Source organism: Hymenobacter crusticola, assembly GCF_002154225.1.
Classification (GTDB): Bacteria; Bacteroidota; Bacteroidia; order Cytophagales; family Hymenobacteraceae; genus Hymenobacter; species Hymenobacter crusticola.
Window position 1 is genome coordinate 514,135 of the sequence record NZ_MTSE01000004.1, and the last position, 11,762, is coordinate 525,896.

The window sequence follows — 11,762 nt, forward strand, 5'->3', positions numbered from 1 at the left end:
TGGCTATGAAACTCATGCGTACCGTTTTCAGCGCTGGCTTATTTGCCGTGGTAATCAACCTGTTGTTGGCTGGCACCGCATGGGCGCAGCGTACTAGTTCCTCGTTCGTGCAACAGTTTGCGGGCGGCACCGTGCTACTCGCCAATGGCGATACGATAGAGGGGCCGCTGGCGCTGCACCGCAACGAAGATGTAATTCTGGTATCGATGCCCAATAATACGGTGAGCACGCTTTCGGCGGTGGCGGTGCAAAGCTTTGCCGTGAAAGGCGAGCGGCTCGACCGCAACCGCAACCAGTTTGACGACTTCTACGACGCTCGGATGGGTTACTACTACGGTAGCCCCATCTACGGCTACACGCCGCGCGCACGCCGCACAACACCCGACACGAGCTTGGTGCGCGTGTTCCGGGTGTTCCGCTGGAACCACGACAACGACTACAGTGATTTTAAGTCACCGGCGTTTTTTGAGCAGCTTAGCAGCGGTCCTACGCTTTTGCTCCGGCGTGAGTCGCTGGTGCAACGGCCCGTTAGCTATGGTTCGCCTTATGGCTTTGGCGGGTACGGCGCCTATGGGTACCCCTACGGCGTGCCGCGTACCATGGGCTACTACACTGAAATCAAAGACAACTTCTACCTAGGTACGCCCAGTGGTACCATCATCTCACTACGCAATCCAAAGAAGGATCTGCTGGCTGCCTTCCGCCAACAGGCCAAGCAGATTGAGAAGTATGCCAAGGAAAACCAGTTAGATTATACGAACGCCCGGGAGTTGGCCTTCATCGTGAATTACGCTAATTCCCTGCAAAGCCAGCCTAGGCAATAGCGTTTAGCAGCGTGCTAGTTCTTACTGACTCCTTACCAAAAAGAGCCTCACATATGTGAGGCTCTTTTCTTTTACAGCTACGAAAATTTATGTGTTAACATTGGCGTAACATATGAGTAGAATAAGTATATTTCATGAGTGGCACAAGTATTTGTCGTCTTAAAAGCAACCTAGGTTATGTGGAAATATTGGAAGAATACTATCGCAATTATTTTTTGTATAGCAACAACCTACGCCGCCCAAGCACAAGCGCTCGGCTACGCGCAGCAGTACAACGACGGCGCCGTGGTGCTCGCCGATGGCAGTAAGTTGCGCGGCGTGGTGATGCTTTATCCGAGCAGGGGAGTGGTGCAAGTAAAAATGGCCAACGACTCGGTTTATACCTTTCAGGCGCAGGCGGTGCAGTGCGTGGCGGTGGAAGAGCATAAGGAGCGAATCACGGCCGACAAGCTGGTATCTCCGCGCCGCGTTTTTCGTCCGTACTACGTGATGAGTAAAAACCCTGGGGGACCTATTTGGGCCTTCTTTGAGCAGATCAGCGACGGACCCGTCAAGCTGTTGCGCTACCAGCGGTTTATGCCCTACGCGGCCATGAGCGCTTCGTATACCCCTAGCACTGACAACTTCTTTCTAGCGCTCGGGTCCAACGGCGTGGTACCGTTGCGCTACCCGCGCAAGGATGTGCTGTCCTTTTTCAAAAAACAGGCACCCCAAATTGAGCAATACGTGAAGGAAAATGACTTGCGCTACACCAACGCGCGCGAGTTGTCTTTCATCGTAAACTACGCCAATTCGTTGCAAAACGCTCCTGGGCAGTGAGCAGCCGGTAGTTTATTACTTTAAGGGTTACTGGTATTGAAAAAAGCCTCGTTTGCACGAGGCTTTTTGCTTTCTTAGCCACAAAATTTATGGCCTACCGTATAGCCGGTATCTACACCAGCTAGGTATCTTTAGTGAGTTAGTCTAAGCGTCTGTTTTCTTGTCCTACAACAATGCAGATTATGCGGAAGTCTTGGAAGGTTACGGTTATTGTTATCTTAAGCTTGCTGACGGATCAAGCGACGCAAGCGCAACTAGTTGGCTACCCGCAGCACTACAATGTGGGCGCCATCGTACTCTCCGACGGAACCCAGCTGCGGGGCACCATTATGCTTTATCCGGCGACGGGCGTGGTGCAGGTGGAAATGGCAAACGACACTGTCTACACTTATCCGGCGCACGTTGTGAACTGCGTAGCGGTAGAAGAAGAGCAGGAGCGAATCAGAGCCGACAAGTTGGTGTCGACGCTGCGTGTGTTTCGGCCTTACCACGTCGTGAGCAAGAGCACTTTGCAATCTACTTGGGCCTTCTTTGAGCAAATCAGTGACGGGCCAATTGTGCTGTTGCGTTATCAGCGGCCTTCCCCCATCTTCACTGGCAGCATGGTACGCATGTCTAGCCTAGACAACTTCTTTTTAGCATCTGGCACCAACAACGTGCTGCCGCTGAAATCTCCCCGGAAAGACTTACTCGCCTTTTTCAAGCACCAAGCTGCCCGAATTGAGCAGTACGTCAAGGAGAATGATCTGCGCTACACCAATGCGCGGGAGTTAGCTTTCATCGTGAACTACGCTAATTCTTTGGCCACGTTGCAGCCTTAACTCGTATAGCAACTAGGAAGAAATAACTACTGTTTGGGCGTATGCAAAACACGCGACGCATTGCGGCGGCACTCATTGGTTTGTTGCTGAGTGTCAGCGTACAGGCGCAAGTACAAACCCTGGTGCTAAACCCCAACGCGGGACAATTTGCGGAAGGTGCCGTGATGCTAACGAGCGGTGCCGTGGTGAAGGGAGAAATTAGCCTGGACTGGATGAGCAACAAGCTAGACTTGAGGGCAAACGATACCATCTACACGCTGCCTGCCCAAGCGGTACGGGTTTTCGCCATCCGCGGGGAGACGGCTCCGCAAAAGAAGGAACAGTACGTGGCGCTTACCCGCATCTTTCATTCGTATTCGTACCCCTGGTCGACCAAGCAAGCACCTGAGCTCAAGATGTGGGCCTTTTTCGAGCAGCTCAGCGAAGGTCCAGTTATCTTGTTACGCCGCAAGCAGCCAATTAGCTATACCTATGTAGTAGCTTCGAATAACAATCAGCGGCTGCGCCGCTATAGCAACAGCGAAATACAAACAACGTTTTACCTGACTACGGACGAGGGGAAACTTGTGACGCTGCGCAAGACCAAACGAGATTTGCTGGCCTATTTTTCCAAACAGGCACCAGAAATTAAGGCTTATGCGAAGGACAACGACCTAAGCTTCAAGAATGCCCGAGAGCTAGCTTTCCTGGTCAACTACGCCAATTCCCTGCAAGCGCCGCAGCTCCAACAAGAGCCCGCCTTACCCACCGAGTAAGCAAGTATCACTCTACGGGCAGTGCTCCACCTTGCCAGCGTACGACCGGATAGCGCAGGTGCGACTTCTCGTAATACGCAGAATGGCGGTACACAAAATCGAGTTGGGCGGCACCGCTCTTGGCAAACACCAGATCGGCTTGGCGGCGGGCGTCGAGCTGCTGCCGCAGCTGCGGGTCGCGCTTAAGTAGCTCAGCAGCTAGGTCCTCGAATACGTAATCGGAAAAGTATTCCTTTTGCTGCAAAATGCTGTCGAAGAACCCCCAAGCGAAAAAGGAGTCGGTGCCCTGCGGCTCTAGAGTTTCTACTAGGTAGCGCACGGCGGGCTGGTCGAGGTAGGCTACGTAGTCGCCGCGGCGGAAGGGCAGGGGTTGCTGCTCAGTGCGTAGCTTCACTTGGCTGTGCAGGTAGTGCCCCTCGTAGGGCCGCGGGGCAGTTTTGTAGTCTTCCACGTAGTACACTTCGGTCGTGAGGGTGGTATCGCGGCGTAGGCGCTGCAGGCGCACATTGCTGAGGCGCAGCCGATCGAGCACTTCCCCCCACGCCTGCGGAATCACATAAGCCACGGGACGCCGCACCGTAATGGTAGGGCGGTAGGTGTTGTAAAACGTAACGGGTCGGGTGAAAGGCGCTTTGCGGTCGTAGGACAAGCGCGGTTGCCCACTGACTTCGCTTGTTTTGGTGCGACCTTCGTAGCCCCGGAAGTTTACCTTGTCGGCGTTCGTAGTGTCGAGCTGCCAACCTAGGGGGAACTCCGTTTGCGTACGCAGCTGCTGTTCGGCAGTAGCGCGTGCCTGCGCCAGCTGGGCGGCGTCGCGGTGGGCTAGGTGAACCAACAGATCCAGAAAATCATACGTGGCCCGCACCCGCGGCGTGAAGGGCTTCCACATGTGCGTCTCGGTGATGAAGCCGATGGTGTTGAACAGCGTCGTATAGCCCGTGGAGTAACGCGGTGTTTCCAGGAAGCCGCGCAAACCGCTTTCGGGGGTACGGCCTTCAAAATCGACGTACGGCGTGAGAGGCCACTTTTTCTTGCCCATGCCACTGTACAAATCCGGCAGCATGGTTTTCTGTAAGTACTGGCTTAGTGCGGGGTGGAGCTTGTCTTTCTGCGTGTCAATCAGCGTCATCACGTACTGGTAATCAGCGCCGTTGGAGGTATGCGTATCCACAAACAGGTCGGGCTGCCAGCGCTGGAAGAGCTGCGCGAAGGAGCGGGCATTGCGCGAATCCTCCTTGATATAGTCGCGGTTCAGGTCGAGGTTGCGTGCGTTGCCCCGGAAGCCGTATTCCTGCGGACCGTTCTGGTTAGCGCGGCTCGTAGCCGAGCGGTTCAGCATGCCATCGACGTTGTATGCCGGAATAATTACCAGCGTGACGTTTTCGAGCTGCTGCCGCAGCTCCTTCCGTTGCACATAGTCGCGGGCCAGCATCATGGACGCATCAATGCCCTCTGGCTCGCCAGGGTGAATGCCATTCTGAACAAACACGACGCGCCGGTTTTTGCGCCGCACCGAAGCTGGATCAGCGTCGCCGTCGAGGGAAATAACTACTTCGTGCAGAGGCTGGCCAATATCAGTCAGGCCTGCTTCGCGCATGCTGACTTCGGGGTACGCTGCGTCGAGCTTTTGATAGTAGGCAATGCATTCGGTGTACGTGGTGGTCGTGTTGCCGTCGCCTTTTTCAAAGGGCGTGCGCCAATCGGGTTTGGGCGTCGGAGTAGCGGCGAGCAGCGTGGAGAGAAGAAGAGCGAGCATGAAGGAGATGAATGGCTAAGCTGCAAAGCTAGGCTAGCGCCGGAATTTGTAGCATAAGCTAGCTATTCCTCCCACTCAGGCTCCGCGGGAAACAAGAGTTGATCGACGCTGTACTTGCCAGGACCCGCGAAGAGCAGACCCAAGAACAAGAAAGCTGATTCCAGCGCGTGCGAATACGTGTTGAAGTCGTCGCCCTTTAGTAGGTGCATGGCCGTGGCGACGATCATTGTGCCTAGCAGCAGCACGCAGGCCAGGCGGAAAAATAATCCAAAGGCCAAGAGTTGACCGCCAATAGCTTCTGCTGCCGCCGCCAGAAAGCCCCACGCAACCGGCGAAGCGCTGATACCGAACATCCCCATTACGCCCCCGATTTCGGCCCATTTCTCCGGCCCGCCAATAAGCTTGGGGTACCCGTGGATGGAGAACATGATACCAATGCCAATACGCAGCAAAAGCAAACCTAGGTCGTGGGTGCGGTAACGGTTTTCGAATAAAGCCATTGTCGTTTACTGTGGGAGTTTGGTAGGAAAGCAGAAGGGAGTTAAACGTTGTAAGCCGTTGCTAGCTACAGCGGCAGATTCCTAAAAAAGAATGACGCCTTTGATGCGCGTGGCCGTGGGTATTTCGGCAGTAGCCATGTCGGTGGGGTGCTTGGCGGGCAGCGAGTTCTCGTCGAGCAGCCACGCCATGCGCGTCTGGCGCGATACTGCCGCGAAGCCTTCCGGCGTCATGCGCACGCGGGAGAGGCCAAACGTTTGGCGGGCCACCCCGAAAGGAGAACCAACGCCAATGCCTTCGCCCGTGCGGTACTGCGGATCGGTGATGATGATGCGACGCAGGCGAAAGCCTTTCTGGGCATTGCCGGCCATTTCGAGAATCGTGGGCGGGGCGCTGGGCTGCTGGGCATCGCGCATCTCATACGCCGGGTAGGTGCTGTCGCCAACGGTACGCGTGATTTTGTGCAGCTGCTCAGCCGATACCCGCGCCAGCAGAAGTTTCTCGGGCATTTTGATCAGCAAGCGGCCCGCCTGACCAGGGCTGAGCAGGTGCAGCGAATCGGCCACGTTTGGGTTGGCAGCAATGCGTTGCGCGGCAGCCGAGGGGTCGGTGGCGGTGGAGTTGCCCGCAAAAGGCGTATCGCCGCTGGAAGCAGTCGGCGTCCGGCTTTCGGGCGAATTGCAGGCAACCAGCGTGGCAGCGAGCAGCAAGGCGCCAGCAGTCGAGCCAAGGAAAGAAGCTAGGTGTTTCATGTTGTGCAGTACGGCGCAAGCTGGTCACTCGTTGAGGCGCAAGCCGGGTAATCAAAACTTTACGACCACAACGCGCCACCTTCCGTACGTTGCCCTAGGTTTTATCACTAACTATAGACGCTTGTGGCCGCTAAATCTCGTAAACCGCTGATTCTGATTTCTAACGATGATGGTATTACCGCGCCCGGTATTGCCGTGCTGGTGCGCGTGATGAAGCGCATCGGTGAAGTAGTGGTCGTCGCGCCCGATTCGCCACAGTCGGGCATGGGGCACGCCATTACCATCGGCAACCCCTTGCGCCTCGACCCTAGCACCATTTTCGATGGCATCGAGGCCTATGAGTGCAGTGGCACGCCTGCCGACTGCGTGAAGCTTGCCAAGCACTTTGTACTGCGCGACCGGCAGGCCGATCTGGTGGTATCGGGTATTAATCACGGCTCCAACTCATCGGTGAATGTACTGTACTCGGGTACGATGTCGGCGGCCATTGAGGCGGCTATTGAAGGGCTGCCGGCCATCGGTTTTTCTCTCTGTGACTACGGCCACCTAGCTGATTTTTCCCACGTTGAGGAGTGGGTGGAGCATCTCACGCGCCAGGCCCTGGAGCACGGCATTCCAACGGGTACTGCGCTGAATATCAACTTTCCCAAGAAATCAGAAAAGGCTATTGTCGGGGCGCGCATCTGCCGGCAGGCGCGGGCCAAGTGGCAGGAAGAGTTTGACCTGCGCTATGACCCCTACCAGCGTCCTTACTATTGGCTAATCGGCAATTTTGTGAACGAAGACCAGGGCGAAGACACCGACGAATGGGCCTTGGCGCACAACTACATTTCGGTGGTGCCCTGCCAATACGACCTAACGGCTCAGCACGGCTTACCGCAGCTTAACGAGCAGTGGACCCTAGCTCTAGACGGCCAGAAAGCGGAAATTAACCCCGTCCATGAAGCCACCGCTACGGATGCCGTGCTACCGGCAAAGGGCAAAAAAAAGTAGAAAAGCTAGGTATTGCTAACGCACCGTAGCAGCCTGAACAGGATGGGCTAGGATAAGCGCACAACAAAGCTGCCAACAGAAAAGGCCGGGAATACTCCCGGCCTTTTCTGTTGGCAGGCGTTATTACAGCCGGTCGTTAGCCGTAGGTTTTACAACCAACACGCGTTTGGGCCGGCGAGCAGAAGCTGATTTGTGAATCCGGCTATTCTGCTGAAGGCCGATAAAATGGGAAGTCGTGGGTGGCAGGTGCCGCAGAACGACGGCTGTGCGTTTGGCTGGCTTGAGCTGGGTAAGCAGCCCAATAAGCAACAGCAGTGCCGCCAGCAGCAGCGCCAAGTACGACCTGCGAGAAGAAAATACTAATCGGGTGGGCATAGCTCTAAAGTATGCCCGGCAACATGAATTCGGAGTGAAAATGCTTGTGCCCGCCTTGCAAATCAGCAGGTATCTAGCTGAACAATAGGGCAAACGTAGTGCCCTGCCCGACAGTAGATTCCACGGCTAGCTCGGCATGGTGAAACTCGGCAATCGTTTTGGCGATGGGCAAACCTAGGCCATAGCCCTCCGGCGAAGCGCCGCCCTTGTGAAAGCGCCGAAACCGGTCGAATAGATGCGGGATATTTTCGGGAGCAATACCCGGACCGGTGTCGGTAACGGCGAGGCGGTAGCCGCCCTCGGGGCGGAGCTTGCCCTGAATAATGATGTCGCCACCCCAGTTGTTGTACTTAATGGCGTTGCTGATCAAGTTGAATAGCAGCGTAAACAGCAGCGTGCGGTTGGCTGCCGGCAGCACGTAGTCGGGTTGCAGCTCTTCCAGCAGTCGGATTTCACGCTGGGCCAGCCGGTCTTCTAGCTCGTTGATCACATCGGCCAGCACGGCCGCCACCGACACGGATTCGTCGCGTAGGTACTGCTCGTTTTCGATGTTGGCGATGAGTAGCAGTGTCTTCACCGTGTTGCGTAGCCGGTAAAGCGTCTTCTGCGAGTCCACGATTTTAAGCGAATGCGCATCGTTGAGCTCCGGGTCTTGCAGCATGTTTTCGAAGCGCGACTGCAGGATGCTCACGGGCGTAAGCAGCTCGTGCGACACATTCGACATAAACTCCCGCTCTTTTTCAAAGGCCGATTGAATCTGGCGCATCATGCGCGAAAGGCTGGTGTCGAGGCGACGGAAGTCTGTGGTGTCCGTCGGGATGGGCTCGAAGGAGAAGGCCGAGGGGTGCTGCACGCCGCGGAGCTTACGCTGGATCAGCTCCCGCAAGGGGCGCAGCAGGTAATGCGTGAAGGCCGCATCGGTCAGAATGGTTAGCAATGCTCCTATCACGAGCACCCACAAAGCGGTGTGGCGCAGTGTGGTCGTGAGCAATTCCACAGTGGCGAGGCTGCTGCCAATTTCGAGGTGGTAGGTGCGCGCACCGCGGTTGGGCAGCGTGTAGCTCAGAATGCGAAAATCTTCTACCTCATTATCTACCTGGCGCATCTCGTCGAAGATGCGCACTACGCCGGGGTGGCTTGTCTTGGTAGCCACGGGCGTCAGGGTGATGTACTCCTGCTTGAGTAGATTGTAATCGGCGTACGTCTCGTCGTGTTCGGTGCGCACGAAGGCCGTGATTCCATCGCGCCGGATTAGGCTGAGCACTTCGCCCATCTTCTCGTGCAAGCGCTGATCTGTGTGCCCCACAGCCACCCGGCTCACCACGGGCGGAATCACTAGCGCGCCCGTCAGCAGCAGCAGCAGCTTCGACAACGCATTGAACAAGGCCAGCTTGGCCTCCAGGCGCATTTTCATTTCCTTTGGAGAGTAACTGAGTAATTGAGTAACTGAGCAGAAAGAAATGACATTGTTTGGCTACTCACTTATTCCGTTCCTCTCTGCTTTCCCGGATGCCGTTTTCCTTGCTTTTGTTAGAACAGCTGCTATCTCGGCGTATTCTTTTTCAAGTTCAGTAAGGCGGGTTCTAGGTAGAATGCCGGCATCACCGATCAATTCTGACCAAAGTTGTACTTCATCAGCTTCTTCGACACAAATACTAAGTTTCGCAAAGAACTCAGCTGCTGAGCGTCCTCGACATGCAGCTCGATAATTGGCGGCTACTGGAGTAGCGCTTGCTGCAGAAGAGTTGCTTGCCTAAAACCTCTGTCTCTCCGCTACGAGGGAGTAGCTGATATAAACGAATAACGCGCAACGCGGCTGCTTTCGTCCGCACTCGAAACGCCTCGTTCTGTTCCGCTTTCATCGGAATAACTGAGTAATCGGGTAACTAAAAAGTACATGCTTGCTAAGCTCTAAAACCAAGACGAAGCAACAGCCTCTAACTCAGGAAAAGATGAAACCCTAAGGTTACTCAGCCACTCAGTTACTCCAACGAAATTACTCAGTTGCTCAGTTGTTCACTGACTCGGTAGCCAATACCACGCACAGTTTCTAGGAAGTCGGCGGGGGCGAAGTGACCTAGCTTTTTGCGGATATTTTTGATGTGGACGTCGATGTAGTTTGAGTCAGAATCGTCTTCCAGCACGTTGCCCCACAGGTGCTCGCCGAGTTGCAGGCGCGTGAGCACGCGGTTTTTGTGCAGCAAGAGGTAGTGGAGCAGGTCAAATTCTTTCTTGGTGAGCGGCACTTCGGCGCCTTCGTAGCGCAGGGTGCGACCCGTGACATCGAGGTGGAAGCCGTTGCCGAATACCATTTCCTGGCGCTTCAGGCCAAACTTCAGACGCGTGATGGCCTGCATGCGGCTCAGCAGCTCAAGCAGCGAAAACGGCTTGGGCAGGTAGTCGTCGGCACCTAGGTCGAGGCCTTTGATGCGGTCGTCGATGGCACCGCGGGCCGTAAGAACAATAAAAGAAGCTTCCTGACGCTCGTTCTGCTTGGCCTCGCGCAGCAGCTGCAACCCGTCGCCGTCGGGCAGTCCTAGGTCGAGCAGCACGAAGTCGTAGCTGTTCACAAAGATCTTCTCTGAGGCTTCGGCAAAGGTGAAGGCGGAGTCGCAGAGGTACTGCGCCTGAAGTAGAAACTGCCGCACTTCCTGGTGCAGGCTTCTTTCGTCTTCTACAATGAGAACGTGCATGACAATGGCGGGATGAGCGGCGTAGAAATCGGGAATGAGACTAAACAGTGCAACAATACAAAACCCTGCCTGAAGAGTATATGAAGCCCTTCATTTACTGGTGCCCTAGCTGCTGTAGCACCGCAGGGTTCAGGGCGTGCTTGCCAGCAAAGCGAATGACCTCGGGCTCGATGCCATAGCGGCGCAAAAACGAAACCTGTTTTTCCAGCTCTTCCGCGCTGATAAACGGGTCTTCGTCGCCACAAACCAACGTAACCGGAAACTGGTGCAGCAAGTGCGTGGCCACCTCCACCGCCATATCGGGCGGGAAAGCGCCAGCCCACAAGATAAGATGGGCGGGCCGAAAGGATGCCCGCGCCAGCCACCGGCTCACCGTAGCGGCGCCCTGTGAGAAACCAAGTACGGTAATTTCAACTTCCGGCTGGCAATGAGCTAAAAGGCTGCCTGCTAGCTGATTTAGGAAGCCCACATAATCTTCAATTTCCGTGAGGCGGTCTTCCCGCGTCATCCAAGTGGCGCCGATGCGGCCACTTGTGCCGTTGAGGTAGAATTTCGACAAGCCTTCGGGCGCTACTACTACGAGCGTCGGGTCGGCTTGGGTCAGAAACGCGAAGTGGCGGATGAAGTAAGCCGCGAGCTGCCCGTAGCCGTGCGCCACAAACCACACGCGCCGCGTGGCCGCTGATAACTCGCCCAGCTGGTAGTAGCGGGCCGACCGGCTGATGGTAAGATGATTTTCCTGCGCTGCGGACATAGCGGAAAAGTATAGCGCAAAATTTTTGCAAAGAACCTCTTTGCCTAATCCGTGCCCGCCGGTCGGATATCCTAGGGCGTCGGACCGGCGCGCGAGTGTACAAGAGGAAGCCCGGAGACAGCAGACCTAGCTATTCGCGCGGGGGCAAATTCTCGCTGGTAAACTGAAAGGGCAACAAATCAGCTAGGGAGCGAAAACGATAAATCGTGTCGTCGGGGCCTAGTAGCAGCAGCGGAATCGGCTGACCCTGTCGCACTTCATAATCGGCCATTACCTGACGGCAGGCGCCGCAGGGCATGCCTACCACAAAGGCGCCGTTCTTGGGGCGCGCCGCCACGGCCATGCCCACAATGCGGCGCTCCGGCTGACTGACGGCTAGGCCAAACATAGCGGTGCGCTCGGCGCAAAGTCCGGATGGGTACGCGGGGTTTTCTTGGTTATTGCCCTGGAACACCGAGCCATTGTCGAGCAGCAGGGCGGCGCCCACGTGAAACTGCGAGAAGGGCGCGTAGGCGTTGTCGGTGGCGGCGCGGGCTTGCTGCCAAGTTAGGGCCTCGTCGGGGGTGAGTTCGGCGGAGGAAAGGACGTCGACCTGAATGGTGACATTAAGTAACTGAGCCATCGATGCGGATAAGAATAAAAAAGCTAGTCCAGGCACCTGATGGCGGCCCCGACAGCGTTAGGGGGCGGTGAATGTACGTTGCATTTATCATTTAACAATT

Annotated in this window: 13 protein-coding genes and 1 pseudogene; 5 read left to right on the plus strand and 9 right to left on the minus strand. The window is 55.9% G+C overall.

Annotated elements, in window-relative coordinates:
• The first annotated feature begins 5 nt into the window (after nt 1-5).
• The 4 genes from BXP70_RS11200 (at nt 6) to BXP70_RS11215 (ending at nt 3,219) form a co-directional block, all read left to right on the plus strand.
• Nucleotides 6-824: a hypothetical protein gene (locus BXP70_RS11200; RefSeq protein ID WP_143436459.1), complete on the plus strand. Its 819-nt coding sequence runs from the start codon at nt 6-8 to the stop codon at nt 822-824.
• A 177-nt stretch (nt 825-1,001) separates the two neighbouring features.
• Entirely contained in the window at nt 1,002-1,643 is a 642-nt protein-coding gene (locus BXP70_RS11205; protein WP_086594146.1) for a hypothetical protein, read from the plus strand.
• 182 nt (nt 1,644-1,825) lie between these two features.
• Nucleotides 1,826-2,464 (plus strand): hypothetical protein, encoded by a 639-nt coding sequence (locus BXP70_RS11210; RefSeq protein WP_143436460.1) that lies wholly within the window; start codon nt 1,826-1,828, stop codon nt 2,462-2,464.
• A 41-nt stretch (nt 2,465-2,505) separates the two neighbouring features.
• The gene (locus BXP70_RS11215) at nt 2,506-3,219 is read left to right on the plus strand and encodes a hypothetical protein (RefSeq protein WP_086594148.1); all 714 of its coding nucleotides are present in this window, start codon (nt 2,506-2,508) and stop codon (nt 3,217-3,219) included.
• 7 nt (nt 3,220-3,226) lie between these two features.
• Here the strand turns inward: BXP70_RS11215 and BXP70_RS11220 are convergent, their stop codons facing one another.
• The 3 genes from BXP70_RS11220 to BXP70_RS11230 form a co-directional block, all read right to left on the minus strand.
• A complete protein-coding gene (locus BXP70_RS11220; protein ID WP_086594149.1) occupies nt 3,227-4,975 on the minus strand; it encodes a M14 family metallopeptidase in 1,749 nt (582 codons plus the stop codon).
• Nucleotides 4,976-5,037: 62 nt separating this feature from the next.
• Nucleotides 5,038-5,475 (minus strand): DoxX family protein, encoded by a 438-nt coding sequence (locus tag BXP70_RS11225; protein ID WP_086594150.1) that lies wholly within the window; start codon nt 5,473-5,475, stop codon nt 5,038-5,040.
• Between the two features lie 81 nt (nt 5,476-5,556).
• Nucleotides 5,557-6,225 carry a hypothetical protein gene (locus BXP70_RS11230; RefSeq protein ID WP_086594151.1) on the minus strand — a complete coding sequence of 223 codons (669 nt, stop codon included), beginning with the start codon at nt 6,223-6,225 and terminating at the stop codon, nt 5,557-5,559.
• Nucleotides 6,226-6,348: 123 nt separating this feature from the next.
• Between BXP70_RS11230 and surE the strand changes: the two genes are divergently transcribed.
• Nucleotides 6,349-7,218 (plus strand): 5'/3'-nucleotidase SurE, encoded by an 870-nt coding sequence (gene surE, locus BXP70_RS11235; protein ID WP_086594152.1) that lies wholly within the window; start codon nt 6,349-6,351, stop codon nt 7,216-7,218.
• A 123-nt stretch (nt 7,219-7,341) separates the two neighbouring features.
• Here the strand turns inward: surE and BXP70_RS11240 are convergent, their stop codons facing one another.
• The 6 genes and pseudogenes from BXP70_RS11240 to BXP70_RS11265 form a co-directional block, all read right to left on the minus strand.
• Nucleotides 7,342-7,593, minus strand: coding sequence for a hypothetical protein (locus BXP70_RS11240; protein WP_143436461.1), 252 nt, complete (start codon nt 7,591-7,593; stop codon nt 7,342-7,344).
• A 73-nt stretch (nt 7,594-7,666) separates the two neighbouring features.
• Nucleotides 7,667-9,007 (minus strand): sensor histidine kinase, encoded by a 1,341-nt coding sequence (locus BXP70_RS11245; protein WP_086594154.1) that lies wholly within the window; start codon nt 9,005-9,007, stop codon nt 7,667-7,669.
• 60 nt (nt 9,008-9,067) lie between these two features.
• Nucleotides 9,068-9,268, minus strand: a pseudogene (locus tag BXP70_RS30560) (four helix bundle protein); the annotation flags it as partial.
• Nucleotides 9,269-9,593: 325 nt separating this feature from the next.
• Nucleotides 9,594-10,286, minus strand: a complete 693-nt coding sequence (locus tag BXP70_RS11255) for a response regulator transcription factor (protein ID WP_086594155.1) — start codon at nt 10,284-10,286, stop codon at nt 9,594-9,596.
• 94 nt (nt 10,287-10,380) lie between these two features.
• Nucleotides 10,381-11,040 (minus strand): alpha/beta hydrolase, encoded by a 660-nt coding sequence (locus BXP70_RS11260; RefSeq protein WP_086594156.1) that lies wholly within the window; start codon nt 11,038-11,040, stop codon nt 10,381-10,383.
• Between the two features lie 130 nt (nt 11,041-11,170).
• On the minus strand, nt 11,171-11,662 hold the full coding sequence (locus tag BXP70_RS11265) for a cytidine deaminase (protein ID WP_086594157.1): 492 nt from the start codon (nt 11,660-11,662) through the stop codon (nt 11,171-11,173).
• Nucleotides 11,663-11,762: the final 100 nt, after the last annotated feature.